The 14953-nt window shown below is 61.9% G+C and carries 13 protein-coding genes; 6 read left to right on the forward strand and 7 right to left on the reverse strand.

The genetic code is table 11. The annotated features are described in order from the left end of the window. Positions 1–661: 661 nt before the first annotated feature. From J2857_RS26815 to J2857_RS26835, 5 genes are all read right to left on the reverse strand, one after another. Positions 662–1516: a dipeptide ABC transporter ATP-binding protein gene (locus tag J2857_RS26815; protein ID WP_373426838.1), complete on the reverse strand. Its 855-nt coding sequence runs from the start codon at positions 1514–1516 to the stop codon at positions 662–664. Then, a complete protein-coding gene (locus tag J2857_RS26820; RefSeq protein ID WP_084683129.1) occupies positions 1513–2370 on the reverse strand; it encodes an ABC transporter ATP-binding protein in 858 nt (285 codons plus the stop codon). The genes J2857_RS26815 and J2857_RS26820 overlap by 4 nt, the downstream gene beginning before the upstream one ends. A 2-nt stretch (positions 2371–2372) precedes the next feature. Further along, on the reverse strand, positions 2373–3290 hold the full coding sequence (locus J2857_RS26825; protein ID WP_210013139.1) for an ABC transporter permease subunit: 918 nt from the start codon (positions 3288–3290) through the stop codon (positions 2373–2375). A gap of 26 nt (positions 3291–3316) precedes the next feature. Then, positions 3317–4321 (reverse strand): ABC transporter permease subunit, encoded by a 1005-nt coding sequence (locus tag J2857_RS26830; protein ID WP_210013140.1) that lies wholly within the window; start codon positions 4319–4321, stop codon positions 3317–3319. 157 nt (positions 4322–4478) lie between these two features. Further along, on the reverse strand, positions 4479–6074 hold the full coding sequence (locus J2857_RS26835; RefSeq protein WP_210013141.1) for an ABC transporter substrate-binding protein: 1596 nt from the start codon (positions 6072–6074) through the stop codon (positions 4479–4481). Between the two features lie 528 nt (positions 6075–6602). Between J2857_RS26835 and J2857_RS26840 the strand changes: the two genes are divergently transcribed. The 6 genes from J2857_RS26840 (at position 6603) to J2857_RS26865 (ending at position 13336) form a co-directional block, all read left to right on the forward strand. After that, positions 6603–8036 carry a M20 family metallopeptidase gene (locus J2857_RS26840; protein ID WP_245363914.1) on the forward strand — a complete coding sequence of 478 codons (1434 nt, stop codon included), beginning with the start codon at positions 6603–6605 and terminating at the stop codon, positions 8034–8036. Positions 8037–8169: 133 nt separating this feature from the next. Next, positions 8170–9525, forward strand: a complete 1356-nt coding sequence (locus J2857_RS26845) for an aspartate aminotransferase family protein (protein WP_210013142.1) — start codon at positions 8170–8172, stop codon at positions 9523–9525. A 75-nt stretch (positions 9526–9600) separates the two neighbouring features. Continuing rightward, on the forward strand, positions 9601–11061 hold the full coding sequence (gene cls, locus J2857_RS26850; protein WP_210013143.1) for a cardiolipin synthase: 1461 nt from the start codon (positions 9601–9603) through the stop codon (positions 11059–11061). A 63-nt stretch (positions 11062–11124) separates the two neighbouring features. Next, positions 11125–11955, forward strand: coding sequence for an endonuclease/exonuclease/phosphatase family protein (locus J2857_RS26855; RefSeq protein WP_210013144.1), 831 nt, complete (start codon positions 11125–11127; stop codon positions 11953–11955). An 89-nt stretch (positions 11956–12044) separates the two neighbouring features. After that, positions 12045–13019, forward strand: a complete 975-nt coding sequence (locus tag J2857_RS26860) for a threonine ammonia-lyase (RefSeq protein ID WP_210013145.1) — start codon at positions 12045–12047, stop codon at positions 13017–13019. A gap of 179 nt (positions 13020–13198) precedes the next feature. Further along, positions 13199–13336, forward strand: coding sequence for a hypothetical protein (locus J2857_RS26865; protein ID WP_210013146.1), 138 nt, complete (start codon positions 13199–13201; stop codon positions 13334–13336). 99 nt (positions 13337–13435) lie between these two features. Here the strand turns inward: J2857_RS26865 and J2857_RS26870 are convergent, their stop codons facing one another. Together J2857_RS26870 and J2857_RS26875 are read right to left on the reverse strand one after the other, a co-directional pair. Next, entirely contained in the window at positions 13436–14599 is a 1164-nt protein-coding gene (locus tag J2857_RS26870; RefSeq protein WP_245363919.1) for a M20 aminoacylase family protein, read from the reverse strand. A 3-nt stretch (positions 14600–14602) separates the two neighbouring features. Next, a complete protein-coding gene (locus J2857_RS26875) occupies positions 14603–14809 on the reverse strand; it encodes a hypothetical protein (RefSeq protein ID WP_210013147.1) in 207 nt (68 codons plus the stop codon). Positions 14810–14953 lie beyond the last annotated feature (144 nt).

The following is a 14953-nucleotide window of genomic DNA, read 5'->3' on the forward strand; positions in this document are numbered from 1 at the left end:
GCCCCTACAGGTGATCACCTCGCCCCACTGCGTGGCTTTGTTCGCGGCTTCCTTTCGGGAAACCTTGCCACTTGCACGGCCAATCCGAACCCGGCCCGGCGGCCAGGGGGAGGCTTGATAGGCAGCTTCATCCGAAGACATCGCCGCCATGGCTTTCACCTCCCTCACCTTCCCCGCACGTTACGGATCCAATAAGGGCGCCGGCCTCCGCCCGCCCGCGAACGTCTCGCGAAACACTCCGGCGACGGAAGCGGGGGGATTGTAGGCATGGGATGGGAGGCCGTGAATGATGACGTGGTTAAGTCATTGAAGATGCTGGGCGGAGGCGATGGATTGTCCACGGGGCAAAACCGAAGACAGCATTGAAAGGCGTGCCCGCGATACCCCCTTTGTCCTGCCGGACATCTCCCTCAAGGAGGGAGATCGGCTGGGAGCGAGGTCTTACCCGACCAAAAGTCTTGAGATTGCCGAGGTCCCTTCCTGCCCTTACAAACTAGAGGGAGACCGCTGAGCATGCCTCCTTCAATCTCCCCCCTTGAGGGGGAGATGCCCGGCAAGGCAGAGGGGGTGCCTCACGGCACGGCCTCTCTCAAATTGCCTCACGACCGCACCCGAAAATCGGCTTTTCGGAAAGCCTGATGCGGCCGCTTCGAAGGAGGTTTTAGGCCGCCGCTGCGGCCTTCTTCTTCGCGATGCGGGCGCGGATGGACTCGATGTCGGCCTTCGGCGTCGCCTTGAAAAGCGTACGGGTATAGTCGTGCTTCGGGTCCGAGAAGACTTCTTCCCGGGTGCCGTATTCCACCGCTTCGCCGAAATACATCACCATCACCTCGTCGGCGATGTAGCGCACCACCGACAGGTCGTGGCTGATGAAGACGTAGGTGAGGTTGAACTCGTCCTGCAGGTCGGCGAGCAGGTTCAGCACCTGGGCCTGGACCGAAAGGTCGAGGGCGGAAACCGGTTCGTCGAGGACCAGCAGTTTCGGGTTCATCATTAGCGCGCGGGCAATCGCGATGCGCTGGCGCTGGCCGCCGGAGAACATGTGCGGATAGCGGTTGTAGTGTTCCGGGCCGAGGCCGACCTTCGTCAGCATTTCGCTGGCGCGATCGCGGCGTTCGGCAGCCGACATGTCGGTATTGATCGCGAGCGGCTCACCGAGCACGTCGCCGATCTTCTGGCGCGGATTGAGCGAACCATAGGGGTTCTGGAAGACGATCTGCACCTTCTGGCGCATCTCCTGGGTCAGGTGGCCGGGGCGGGTGTCGACCTTCTTGTTGTCGATCAGCAAATCGCCGCCGGTCGGTTCGTCGATGAAGGTCAGCATGCGGGCAAGGGTGGACTTGCCGCAGCCGCTCTCGCCGACGATCGCCAGCGTCTTGCCGCGTTCCAGCTTGAAGGAAACGCCCTTCACCGCATGGATGATCTTCTTCGGCTTGAAGAGGCCGCCCGGCAGTTCGTAATCGCGCTTGATGTTGCGCACTTCGAGCATGGTGTTGTCGGTCATGGTCTCGCTCATGCGCTTACCCCCGGTGCGGGTTCCGGATTGCCGTCGAAGAAGGCGGAAACGGTGGTGAGGCGGTCGCCGGTGGCGTTTTCCGGCAGCGCCGCCAGCAGCGCCTTGGTGTAGTTGCTCTTCGGGCTTTCGAAGAGGGAGAGCACGTCGGCCTCCTCCATCTTGCGGCCCTTGTACTGCACGACGACGCGGTCGGCGGTCTCGGCGACGACGCCCATATCATGGGTGATCATGATCAGGCCCATGCCGTTTTTCGCCTGCAGCGCCATGATGAGGTCGAGGATCTGCTTCTGGATCGTCACGTCGAGTGCGGTGGTCGGTTCGTCGGCGATCAAGAGCTTCGGATTGCAGGCGATCGCAATGGCGATCATCACGCGCTGGCACTGGCCGCCGGACATCTGGTGCGGAAAGTGGTTCAGCCGCTCTTCCGGGTTGGGCAGGCCGACCTGGCTGAACAGTTCGATGGCGCGGGCGCGGCGGGCTTTTGCGTCGAGGCCGAGATGGATGCTCAGCACTTCCTCGATCTGGAAGCCGACCGTGAAGCACGGGTTGAGGCTGGCGACCGGCTCCTGGAAGATCATCGCGATATCCTTGCCGATCAGCTTGCGGCGCTCGGCCGGGCTGATGTTCTGGATGTCGCGGCCCTCGAAGAGCATGCGGTCGGCCGTGATCTTGGCAGTCCAGGGGAGAAGGCCCATGACGGCCAGCATGGCGACGGACTTGCCGGAGCCGGATTCGCCGACGATGGCCAGGACCTCGGCCTTTTCGACCGAGATGGAGACGCCGTCGACGGCGCGGAACCAGCCGGTCGCGGTTTCGAATTCGACGGTGAGATTGTCGATTTGCAAGAGCGCCATGATCAGGACCTCTTCAGTTTCGGGTCGAGCGCATCGCGCAGGCCGTCGCCCATCAGGTTGATGGCAAGGACGGTGACGAGAATGGCAACGCCGGGGAAGGTGACGACCCACCAGGCGCGCAGGATGAATTCACGCGCTTCGGCAAGCATCGTGCCCCATTCCGGTGCCGGCGGCTGAGCGCCCATGCCGAGGAAGCCGAGGGCGGCTGCATCGAGGATGGCGTTCGAGAAGGAGAGCGTCGCCTGGACGATCAGTGGTGCGGTGCAGTTCGGCAGGATGGTGCGGAACATCAGGCGGATGGGACCGGCCCCGGCGAGCCTTGCTGCGGTCACGTAGTCGCGGCTCTTCTCGGCCATCACGGCGGCGCGGGTGAGGCGCACGAAATGCGGCTGCAGGGTGAGCGCGATGGCGATCATGCCGTTGGTGAGGCTTGGGCCCAGGATCGCGACGAGCACGAGGGCGAGCAGCAGCGACGGGAAGGCGAGGATGATATCCATCAGGCGCATGATGACCGTATCGATCCAGCCGCGGTAATAACCGGCGATCAGGCCGACGATGATGCCGCCGGTGAGCGACAGCGTCGTCACGAAGACGCCGATGAACAGCGAATACTGCGCGCCATAGATCAGGCGGGACAGGATATCGCGGCCGACAGGATCAGTGCCGAGCAGATAGGACGGGTTGCCGCCCTCGGCCCAGGCCGGCGGAAGCAGGGCGAAATCGCGATACTGCTCGAACGGCGAATGCGGGGCGATGAACGACGCGAAGATCGCCACGATGACGAGGGCGACGAAAATAATGAGGCCCAGAACGGCGCCGCGATTTTCGGAAAAGTAGAACCAGAACTCGCGGAGCATCTGGCGGCGCATCGCGGCGCTGGAAACCGGTTCGGCGATCTTGCTAACAGTGGTATCGGCCATGGGATTTTCTCCTTCTTGGTGCCGGATCAGTGTCGGATTCTGGGGTTGATCAGGCCGTAGAGCAGATCAACGACGAGATTGACGAACATGATGATGGCCGCGATCAGGAGCAGGCCGCCCTGGATGACCGCGTAGTCGCGGCGAAAGACGCTGTCGACCATCCACTTGCCGATGCCCGGCCAGGAGAAGATCGTCTCGGTGAGGATGGCGCCGGCGAGCATGACGCCGATCTGCAGGCCGATTGTGGTGATGACCGGGATCATGGCGTTGCGCAGCGCATGGATGCCGACGACGCGGAAGGGCGAGAGGCCCTTGGCGCGGGCGGTGCGGACGTAGTCTTCCGAGAGCACTTCCAGCATGGCGGAACGCGTCTGGCGGGCGATGACCGCGAGCGGAATGGTCGCAAGCACGATCGAGGGAAGCGCCAGATGGCTGATCGCCGAGGCGAAGGCGCCCTTCTGCCCCGACAGAAGAGAGTCGATCAGCATGAAACCGGTGACCGGCGGGAAGAAGAACATCAGCGAGATGCGGCCGGAAACCGGGAACCATTGCAGGGTGCCGGAGAAGAGGATGATCAGCAGCAGGCCCCACCAGAAGATCGGCATCGAATAACCGACGAGCGCGATGCCCATCAGCCCCTGGTCGAAGATCGAGCCGCGCTTGATCGCCGCGATCACGCCGGCCGGAATGCCGAGCGCGATGGCGATGACGATGGCACAGAAGGACAGTTCGACGGTCGCCGGGAAAAGCGCCCAGAACTGGTCGAGGATCGGCTTCTTGGAGACGATCGACGAGCCGAAATCACCGGTCAGCACGCCGCCGAGGTAATCGAAATACTGGATGACCAGCGGCCGGTCCATGCCGAGCTGGGCACTGATCTGGGCATGGCGCTCCGGCGACATGACGCGTTCGCCGGAAAGAAGTGCAACCGGATCACCCGGCAGAAGTCGGATAAATGAAAATGCAATGATCGAGACCCCGATGAAAGTCGGGATCAACACGGCGATACGCCGCAAAAGGAAGCCAAACATTCGAAACCTTTAGTGGTTTTTGGTTCGTGGCCGATTCATGGATCTGTCAAGCCATGAAGGCGGCAATCGTGGCGTCTTCGCCAAATTTTGGCGTCTCATAAGAAAATGCCGCGGGAAACGCAACGCGTCCCGCGGCAAAATCGTCGTGAAGCAGAAATTACTGCGCGATATCGACCGCTTCGAAGGTGAAGTCGCCGAGCGGGCTCTGGGTAAAGCCGGTCACGCCCTTGCGCATCGGAACGACTGCGAGAGAGTGATCGATGGTTGCCCAGGGAGCGTCCTTCTTGAAGACGAGCTGAGCCTGTTCGTAGAGCTTGGTGCGCTCGGCCTGGTCGGAGGTGATCTTGGCCTTCTTCACCAGTTCGTCGAATTCCTTGTTGCACCACTGGGCGCGGTTGTTGCCGCCGACGGCGTCGCAGCCGAGCAGCGTATCAAGGAAGTTGTCCGGGTCGCCGTTGTCGCCGGTCCAGCCCATGATGGCGGCGCCGTCACGGTTCTTGTCCTTCGAACGCTGCAGGTATTCGGCCCATTCGAAGGAGACGATCTCGACCTTGACGCCGATCTTGGCGAAATCGTCCTGGATGATTTCGGCAGCACGGCGGGCGTTCAGCATGTAGGGACGCGATACCGGCATCGCCCAGACCTTCATGGAGAGGTCCTTGACGCCTGCATCGGCGAGCATCTTCTTGGCCGCCTCGAGGTCGTAGGTGTCGTCCTGGGTGGCCTTGCTGTAGGACCACATGGTCGGCGGGATCGGGTTGACGGCCGGTGTCGCCATGCCCTGGAAGACGGCATCGACGATCGCCTTCTTGTTGATCGCCTTGTTCAGCGCCTTGCGGACTTCGACCTTGTCGAACGGAGCCTTGGTCGTGTTGTAGGCGAGGTAGGCGACGTTCAGGCCTTCCTGCTCCAGAACCTGGAGGTTCGGATCAGCCTTCATGGCCTTCACGTCGGCGGCGTTCGGATAGGGCATCAGGTGGCATTCGCCGGCCTTCAGCTTCTGGTAACGGACGGCGGCATCGGTGGTGATCGCGAAGACGAGGTCGTCGATCTTCGGAGCCGGGCCCCAGAAATCGGCATTCTTCTTGTAGCGGATGACGGCGTCCTGCTGGTAGCCGACGAAGGTGAACGGACCGGTGCCGACCGGCATCTGGTTCAGTTGTTCCTTCTTGCCGGCCTTGTCGAGGCTGTCGGCATATTCCTTCGACAGGATCGAGGCGAACGGCATGGCGACGTTGGCGAGGAACGGTGCTTCCGGACGGTTGAGCGTGACCTTGACGGTCAGGTCATCGACCTTCTCGATCGACTTGATCAGCTTCGGAAAGCCCATGCCCTCGGCATATTCCCAGGACGCGCCGGAAATGTACTTGTTCCAGGCGTTCTTCTCGTCGATCTGGCGGCCGAGCGAGAAGACGACGTCGTCGGCGTTCAGGTTGCGGGTCGGCTTGAAGAAGTCGGTCGTCTGGAACTTGACGTTCGGACGCAGCTTGAAGGTGTAGACGGTGCCGTCAGCGGAAATCTCCCAGCTCTGGGCAAGCGCTGCTTCCGGCTGGGTCGTGCCCGGCTTGAACTCGAGCAGGCGGTTGTAGATCGGATGCGCCGAAGCGTCGAAGGTCGTGCCGGCGGTATAGATGCCGGGGTCGAAGCCTTCCGGAGAACCTTCCGAGCAATATACGAAGGTCTTGGCGCTGGCGGCGCTTGCAAAGAATGTTGCCGACAGCAGCGCTGCGGCAAGGGCGAGTTTGTATTTCATATGGATCTCCCAATGACCTGTGGCCGGCTTATGTGCCGTGCCCGGTTGATGTCTTCAGCTGGAATGGTGCGCCATATAGCGCCCAAGGACCGGTATTCCTGTGTTCACCTCCTGGCCGGCGATATTTCGCTGCGGCCGGCCTTCAAATGCGTTTCTCCTGGCGGGTCCGCTCCGGCCTTCAGCCGCGCATCTCCCATTGTTGCCGATCCCGATCAACGGCGTTGCGCCGTATCGGATTTCACGCCCGCTTTATTTTTAGAAAATTTTCCACAAAATCGGCAAAATCCCGGTTATTTTTATTGTTTTCGGCTCGTGCTGTAGATTTGCCTGCGGGCCGTGGGGCGCGAGCATAGCGATTATGATCCCGTTGTCGAGATGCGAAGATTCGCGCTCTGGTCACATCCCCATTCCTTCCGTCCAATCTTCCCGTAGTGCCGATTTCCGCTGCAATGCCGCATTGCCATCGGCTCAGAATGGGGTACGGTTCGGGCCTTCCGACCAGCATAGATGTATCGAGGCAACGGTTTCATGACGACAGGCAATTCCAATCTCCCGCTCGTTTGGGATTTCATCGACCGCAAGAAAGAGGTTTTTACCGAACTTGCGGACCGCGTCTGGGAGACGCCGGAAACCTGCTACATGGAGACGCTTTCGGCTGCCGCGCATCGCGAGATGCTGGAGGCGCAGGGCTTCGAGATCACCGAAAACGTCGCCGGCATTCCGACCGCGCTGATCGGCGAGGCGGGCGAGGGCGGCCCGGTGATCGCCTTCCTCGGTGAATACGACGCGCTGGCGGGACTCAGCCAGAAGGCCGGCCATACCCAGCATGACCCGATGATCCCCGGCGCCAACGGCCATGGCTGCGGCCATAACCTTCTCGGTTCGGCGTCGCTGCTTGCCGCGACCGCGCTCAAGGACTGGCTGGAAAAAACCGGCACGCCCGGCCGCGTGCGTTATTACGGTTGCCCGGCGGAAGAAGGCGGGGCCGCCAAGGCGTTCATGGTGCGGGCCGGGGCCTTCGAGGACGTCGATATCGCGATCAGCTGGCACCCGAGCAATTTCGCCGGCGTGCAGCGGGAAACCTCGCTTGCCAACTGCCGCATCGACTTCACGTTCACGGGCCGCGCGGCGCATGCATCCGCCGTGCCGGAACTTGGGCGCAGCGCGCTCGATGCCGTCGAACTGATGAGCGTCGGTGTCAATTATATGCGCGAGCACATGCCGTCCGAGAGCCGTATCCACTATGCGGTCCTGGATAGCGGCGGCATCTCGCCGAATGTCGTGCAGGCGCATGCCAAGGTGCGCTACGTCGTCCGCTCGGCGGACCTGCCGGGGCTTTTTGCCCTGATCGAGCGGGTCAAGAAGGTTGCCGAAGGTGCGGCGCTGATGACGGAGACCAAGGTCGAGAGCACGATCCTGGCAGGTGTTTCCAATCTGGTCGTCAACACCCCGCTGATGGACGTCATGCAGGACGTCTGGGACAGCATGGGTCCGCCGCCGTTCGACGCGGCGGATGTCGAGTTCGCGGAAAAGATCCGTGCCACGCTGACGCCGGAAGACATTGCGGCGAGCTGGAACCAGGAGCGCTTGGAGCAGCGGGATATCCCGCTTGCCGACTTCATCCTGCCGGCCCACACCGAGAACCGCCAAATGGGCGGCTCGACGGATGTCGGCGATGTCAGCTGGGTGGTGCCGACCGTGCAGGCCTATGGCGCGACGCTTGCCGTGGGTACCCAGCTCCATACCTGGCAGGTGGTGGCACAGGGCAAGAGCCCGCTCGCCCACAAGGGCATGGTTTCCGTCGCCAAGGCGATGGCCGCGACCGGGCTTGCCGCCATGACAAGCGATCAGCTTCGCGAGGCGGCCTGGGCTGATCTCAGGAAGCGCCGCAAGGGACAGGACTACAAGAGCCCCATTCCTGCAGGCGCCGAGCCTCCGGTCGCTGCGATGACGCTGAAATGACCAAATAAACTGATCGACGCGTCAACTATTTTGAACGGTCGGCTTCTCTGAAAACGGCGATTTGGGCTGTCCAATATCGCCGTTTCCGCCTATGAAATTTAAACGCCGTTGCGTGTCTCACAGGAGGTCCTTCGTGACTATTCAGCCCAATTCCATCGAAGCCCGGGACAAGGCTTACCAGCTCCACTCCTACACCAATGCCCGCGCGCTTGAGCGCGACGGATCGCTGGTGATCGACCGCGGCGAGGGCATCTATGTCTATGACGTGAACGGCAACAAATATATCGAGGGCATGGCCGGGCTCTGGAGCGTCGGCGTCGGGTTCGGCGAAAGCCGGCTCGTCGAAGCGGCCGCCAGGCAGATGGCGAAGCTTCCGTATTACCATACCTTTACGCTCCGCAGCCACGGCCCGTCGATCGATCTTGCCGAAAAGCTGATCCAGATGGCGCCGGTGCCGATGTCGAAGGCGTATTTCACCAATTCGGGATCCGAAGCCAACGACACCGCCATCAAGATGGTCTGGTACCGTTCGAACGCGCTCGGCAAGCCGGAAAAGAAGAAGATCATCTCGCGCATCAAGGGCTATCACGGCGTGACGATCGCCAGCGCCAGCCTGACCGGCCTGCCGAACAACCACCGTTCCTTCGACCTGCCGCTCGCCGGCATCTTCCACACGACCTGCCCGCATTACCGCGCCTTCAAGCAGGAAAACGAGACGGAGGCGGCTTTCGTCGAGCGTTGCGCCAAGGATCTCGAAGACCTGATCCTCAAGGAAGGCCCGGAAACGGTCGCCGCCTTCATCGGCGAGCCGGTCATGGGGGCGGGCGGCGTCATCGTTCCGCCGGCCGGTTACTGGGATGCGATCCAGAAGGTGCTGAAGAAATACGACATCCTGCTGATCGCCGACGAGGTGATCTGCGGTTTCGGACGCACCGGCGAGATGTTCGGCACCACGACCTATGCACTGCAGCCGGATATCATGACGCTGTCGAAGCAGATTTCGTCATCCTACCAGCCGATCTCGGCGCTGCTCATCAACGAAAACGTCTATGGCCCGCTTGCCGATGAATCGGCGAAGATCGGCACGTTCGGCCATGGCGTGACCGCCGCTGGCCATCCCGTCGCTGCAGCGGTTGCGCTCGAAAACCTGGCGATCATCGAAGAACGCGACCTCGTCGGCAATGTGCGGACGCTGGCACCGAAGTTCCAGAGCCGGCTGAAGGCGCTGGAAAGCCATCCGCTGGCGATCGAAGCACGCGGCGTCGGCCTGATCGGCGCCCTTGAGCTGAAGCCGCGAGACGGTTTCGCAGCCGGCCAGCTCGGCCCCAAGTTGCTGGCGATCATGCTCGAAAAAGGCCTGATCTCGCGGGCGATCGGCGACTCGCTGGCGCTCTGCCCGCCGATGATCATCAATGAGCAACAGATCGACACGATCTTCGACACGTTCGAAGCTTCACTCGAGGTCTTCGAGAAGCAACTGGCTGTCTGAAACATCCCGGAGCTGCGCTAACCTATTGGTGCGGCTCCGATTGCGCTTGAGCGAAGCGCGCCTATATTGCTCGCCATGCTGGATCTCATCGAACCCTATTGGCCGCATATCCTTTTCGTTTTGTCGGTCCTGATGGGGGCTGCCGCTGCGATTCACGCGGCGATGACCAAGGAAGAGGTCCGCTCGGCGATCGGCTGGGTCGGCGTCATCGTTCTGTCTCCGATCATCGGCGCGCTGCTTTACCTTGTGGCGGGGATAAACCGTATCCGCCGCGCCGTCATCAGTGATCGGCGGGCGTTGCTGCAGGGAGAAATCCGTGCGCATGTGGTTTCCTACGACGCGACCAACGACATGGTCATCGGGGAATTCGGGCATCGGTTTCGGGCGATGAAGACGCTGGGCGACCGGGTGACGCGCCACCGGCTGACCACCGGCAATACGATCGTCGCGCTCGATACCGGTGACGAGGCCTACAGGGCGATGCTGAAGGCGATCGGCGAAGCGCAGCGCAGCCTCATCCTCGAAACCTATATCTTCGACCGGGACCGGATCGGCAGCCGGTTCGCGGATGCGTTGATCGCCGCGGTCAAGCGCGGCGTCGAAGTGCGCGTGCTGATCGATGCGGTTGGCGCCCGGTACTCCGTGCCGAGCGTGCTGGGCATGCTCAGGGACGGGGGCGTCACTGTCGACGTCTTCAACGGCAACGTCATCATGGGCCTGCGGTTGCCTTATGCGAACCTGCGCACCCACCGGAAGATCCTGGTTATCGATGGCCTGGTGGCATTTACCGGCGGCATGAACATCCGCGAAGGTTTCTCGAGCGAAATCAGCGGCGACAAATGCTCGTTCGACACACATTTCAAGGTGACCGGGCCAATCATCGCCGACCTCTTTGCGATTGCTGCGGCGGACTGGCGATTTTCGGCCGACGAGGCGCTGGACGGCGAGGCCTGGGCGCTGCAGCCGCCGGAGACGGAGGCCGGTTCGCCGGTCGTCATGCGTGCCGTCTCCTCAGGGCCCGACCGCAGCGTCGAGACGAACCACAAGATGCTGATGGGCGCGTTTTCCGTGGCGCGCTCCTCGATCCGGATCGTGTCGCCCTATTTCCTGCCGGACCGCGAACTGATCACCGCGCTCGTCACCGCCGCGCGGCGCGGGGTGGAGGTCGATATCGTCGTGCCGACCGCCAACAATCTGGTTCTGGTCGACCGGGCGATGACGGCGCAGTTCGACCAGATGCTGAAGAACTACTGCCGGATCTGGCGGGCATCCGGCCCGTTCAACCATTCCAAGCTTCTGGTGATCGACGGGTGCTGGGCTTATGTCGGCTCGTCGAACCTTGATCCGCGCTCGCTCCGGCTCAATTTCGAGGTCGATCTCGAAGTTCTGGATTGCCCTTTCGCGCAAGCTTTGGAACGAAGGATAGATCTGGCAATTTCTTCCGCAACCGAAGTGACGCTCGACGGGTTGATGGCAAGGCCCTTCCTCGTGCGGCTCATCGAGCGCGTGTTCTGGCTGGGCTCTCCCTATCTCTAGTTGCTGGATAGATGGGCCGCTTGCCCTATAAATTTCATTGATCGGCGAATAGTCAAAAGAACCATGCGGGAAAAACGTCCCAATCTTCCGAAAAGCATTCTGGCTTCCATCCGGGCTCGAAGGAACCGCGGTGCCGGAACGCATGAGGGGCGCGAACGCGGGCAGGGCATGCTGATCGCCTCCTATAACGTGCACAAATGCGTGGGTATCGACGGCAGGTTCGATCCCGCCCGCACCAGCCACGTGATCCGTGAGATCGGCGCCGATGTGATCGCGCTGCAGGAAGCGGATTCCCGGTTCGGCGAGCGGCGTGGCCTGCTCGACCTCGCCTGGATGGAGCGGGAGACGGGGCTTTTCCCGGTGCCCGTTTCCGGTGTTGCCAAGGCGCATGGCTGGCACGGCAATGTGATCCTCTTTCGCGAAGGCCTGGTGCGCGACGTTCATCAGGTCAAGCTGCCGGGGCTCGAGCCGCGTGGTGCTCTGATCACCGAACTGGAGCTCAAGGACGGCAGCGCATTCCGGATCATCGCCGCCCATCTCGGCCTGCTCAACCGTTCGCGGCAGCAGCAAGCCCGCATGATCCTCGACATTCTGCGTTCGCGTGACGAGCAGCCGACCGTGCTGATGGGTGATCTCAACGAATGGCGGCTTGGCGACCGCTCTTCCCTGAACACGCTCGCGACCGTTTTCGGCCTGCCGGCCGCTGTGCCGAGTTTCCCGTCGCGCCTGCCTGTTCTGGCGCTCGACCGCATCATGGCGAACCAGCCCGGGCTGATCGATACGGTGGAAACCCATGACAGTCCGCTTGCGCGGCTCGCTTCCGACCATCTGCCCATCAAGGCCGTGGTGAAGCTCGGTTCCTTGCCGTTTTCTCAACGTGCGGAAGTCGGGTAAGCCTGCTTTTTCCGGCCTTTACCGAAGCGGAAAGCGTCGATAGGTTTGCGGCTCCATCCGCCCTTTTGTTTCCGAACGGAATTCCCCGCATGACCGATATCGCCATGATCGAAGCCGCCCGCGCCCGTCTCGATGGTCACGCGCGCCGCACCCCGCTGCTGTCTTCGCCCTTCCTCGACGACATCGCCGGGCGGCGCATCTTCGTGAAGCCGGAATGCCTGCAGCACACCGGTTCGTTCAAGTTTCGCGGTGCCTGGTCGGCAATCTCGGCGCTGTCGCCCGATGTCCGGACCAAGGGCGTCATCGCCTTCTCATCGGGCAACCATGCCCAGGGTGTGGCGCTGGCTGCCAGGATGCACGGCATTCCGAGCGTGATCATCATGCCGTCCGATGCGCCGCGCATCAAAATCGAGAATACCCGCGCCTATGGCGCAGAAGTCGTGCTCTATGACCGCCTCAACGAGGATCGCGATGTGATCGGCGCTCGGCTGTCGCAGGAGCGAGGCCTGACGCTGATCAAGCCGTTCGACGAGCCGCTGGTGATCGCCGGCCAGGGCACGACCGGTCTCGAAATCGCCGAACAGGCCAGGGAGGAAGGCATCGAGAAGGCCGACGTGCTGGTGCCGACGGGTGGCGGCGGCTTCATTTCCGGCGTCGCGCTGGCATTGAACGCCAAGGCCCCGGGGTTTCTGGTGCATCCTTGCGAGCCGGAAGGTTTTGACGACGTGACGCGTTCGCTGGCTTCCGGAAAGATCGAGCGCAACGCGACCCAGGGCGGTTCGCTCTGCGATGCGATCGTCACGCCGCAGCCGGGAAACATCACCTTCCCGATCATGTCGAAGCTCTGCGGTACCGGCCTTGTGGTGAGCGACGACGAAGCGTTGCATGCGGTGGCGCTCGCATTCAGCCGGCTGAAGATCGTCGTGGAACCCGGCGGCGCGGTGGCATTGGCGGCCGCTCTTTTCCATGGCGAAACGCTGGGCGATACGGTGATTGCGGTCTGCTCGGGCGGCAATATCGACCCGGACATTTTCCGCATGGCGCTGGATCGTTTTGGCGCCTGAGGTGCTCTGAAGACCCTGAGGCATAATAAACCGTTAACTGCCCGAAACCGCCGTTAAGAAAAAAGGATTTTCTACGGAACTGGTGGATGCTTGGAACATTATCTCTATCGGGTTGGTAGAGATAAGCTAGCATAGGGATAGCGCTCGAAAAGGGCGGAACCAGAACCCGGGAGACATCCATGCGTCATATCGAGCATCAGACACGGTCTTTCCCAGCTCGCGGCTTTGCGGGCAAATGGCAATGGGCGGCGAATACGGCCCTGGTAACGGCAGCCTTCATCTTCGTCGGCGCCGTGACACTCGGCCTTTTCCCCTGAGGCCTTCGGGCTTCGCCTTTTCAAATTCGGGCTTGGTCCTCCCAAGACCGAAAGCACCTCCCGCGCTTCGCCGTCCGGGAGGTGTTTTCGTTTAAAGGCCTATCTCGGCGGGAGATAGGCTTCGGCAAGCTCCACCCAGAAACTCGTTCCGATCGGCAGCGCGTCGTCGTTGAAGTCGAAGCGGGGGTGGTGCAGCGGCGGGTCGTTGTCGGTGCGCCTGGTGCCGAGCAGGAAATAGGTGCCCGGCCGCTCCGCCAGCATATAGGCGAAATCCTCGGCACCCATGGACGGACGGGGCAGGTCGATCACCTTGTCCTCGCCGATCACCCGCCTGGCGAGGTCGCGGACGAAATCCGTTTCCGCCTTGTGGTTGATTGTCGCCTCGTAACCGCGCTTGTAATCGAGCGTGACGCTCATGCCGTAGCTCGCGGCCTGGCCTTCGGCGACCAACCGGATGCGCCTTTCCAGCTCGTCACGGACGCCGGGATCGAAGGAGCGGATGGTGAGCAGCATTTCCGCCCGCTCGGGGATGACGTTGCTCGCCATGCCGGCGTGGAAGGCGCCGACGGTGATCACCATCTGGTCGAGCGGATGAATGTTGCGCGAGGCGATCGTCTGCAGCGCCATGATGATGCTCGCGCCGCAGACGATCGGGTCCGACGTATCCTGCGGCTCCGCGCCATGGCCGCCGCGGCCATTGACGGTGATGCGGCATTCATCGACGGCCGCCATCATCGGGCCTTCCTTCACGCCGATCTGGCCGAAGGGCAGGCTGGGATCGTTGTGCAGACCGAAGACGGCATTGCACGGGAAACGCTCGAAGAGACCGTCCTCGATCATCAGCCTGGCGCCGCCGAAATTTTCCTCCGCCGGCTGGAAGATCAGGTGGATCGTGCCGTCGAAATTCTTCCTCCGGGCAAGGATCCTGGCGGCGCCCAGCAGCATGGCCGTGTGGCCGTCATGGCCGCAGGCATGCATCAGCCCCTTGTTCTTGCTCGCATATTCCGCACCGGTTTCCTCCTCGATCGGCAGCGCGTCCATATCGGCCCGGATGCCGATCGACCGGCTGCTGGTGCCGTTCCTCAGGGTGGCGACCACACCCGTCTGGCCGAGGCCGCGGGTGACTTCATATCCGAGGTCGGCAAGCTGGCTGGCGATGAAATCGGATGTGTTGAACTCCGAGAGGCCGAGTTCCGGATATTGATGAAGGTAACGGCGGGTGGCCACCACGTCGGCCATGTCATTGGAAAACTGGATCGTCATTGCTCAAAACACCGAAAGTTCGATTGGATTGGTTGCGGGGCACGACGAGATCGCCCTTGTGTCTGAGATAAATAGCAGCGCCGCCTTTGGAAGGTAACCCTCGGCGTTTAAATTCCCTCGGATCAGCTGCCGCAAGACGTTCAGGCGGGCCTGTCGTGCAAGGGCGAAATTCGTCGCATTATCAATGGGCTGCTTCCGTTCAGGTTCCATTCAGGCTATCCTCGCTAGAGCCGGAACATGTGTCAATCCGCAGGAAGTGAGCAATAGATTCCCGTCAGTCGTTTGCAATATCCGGACTGCTCTCTATTTCCCATCCTCGCGGGTTTGCATCCGGCCGGTCACCATAATCCAAAT

Source organism: Neorhizobium galegae (assembly GCF_017877055.1).
Taxonomy (GTDB): domain Bacteria; phylum Pseudomonadota; class Alphaproteobacteria; order Rhizobiales; family Rhizobiaceae; genus Neorhizobium; species Neorhizobium galegae_D.

Bases quoted from the DNA above. Each gene is read 5' to 3' on its own strand.
- J2857_RS26870 (WP_245363919.1), bottom strand. From the start codon at position 14,599: ATGACGATCCAGTTTTCCAATGACATGGCCGACGTGGTGGCCACCCGC.
- J2857_RS26825 (WP_210013139.1), bottom strand. From the start codon at position 3,290: ATGGCCGATACCACTGTTAGCAAGATCGCCGAACCGGTTTCCAGCGCC.
- cls (WP_210013143.1), top strand. From the start codon at position 9,601: ATGCTGGATCTCATCGAACCCTATTGGCCGCATATCCTTTTCGTTTTG.
- J2857_RS26830 (WP_210013140.1), bottom strand. From the start codon at position 4,321: ATGTTTGGCTTCCTTTTGCGGCGTATCGCCGTGTTGATCCCGACTTTC.
- J2857_RS26820 (WP_084683129.1), bottom strand. From the start codon at position 2,370: ATGGCGCTCTTGCAAATCGACAATCTCACCGTCGAATTCGAAACCGCG.
- J2857_RS26835 (WP_210013141.1), bottom strand. From the start codon at position 6,074: ATGAAATACAAACTCGCCCTTGCCGCAGCGCTGCTGTCGGCAACATTC.
- J2857_RS26815 (WP_373426838.1), bottom strand. From the start codon at position 1,516: ATGAGCGAGACCATGACCGACAACACCATGCTCGAAGTGCGCAACATC.
- J2857_RS26860 (WP_210013145.1), top strand. From the start codon at position 12,045: ATGACCGATATCGCCATGATCGAAGCCGCCCGCGCCCGTCTCGATGGT.
- J2857_RS26840 (WP_245363914.1), top strand. From the start codon at position 6,603: ATGACGACAGGCAATTCCAATCTCCCGCTCGTTTGGGATTTCATCGAC.
- J2857_RS26865 (WP_210013146.1), top strand. From the start codon at position 13,199: ATGCGTCATATCGAGCATCAGACACGGTCTTTCCCAGCTCGCGGCTTT.
- J2857_RS26875 (WP_210013147.1), bottom strand. From the start codon at position 14,809: ATGGAACCTGAACGGAAGCAGCCCATTGATAATGCGACGAATTTCGCC.
- J2857_RS26855 (WP_210013144.1), top strand. From the start codon at position 11,125: ATGCGGGAAAAACGTCCCAATCTTCCGAAAAGCATTCTGGCTTCCATC.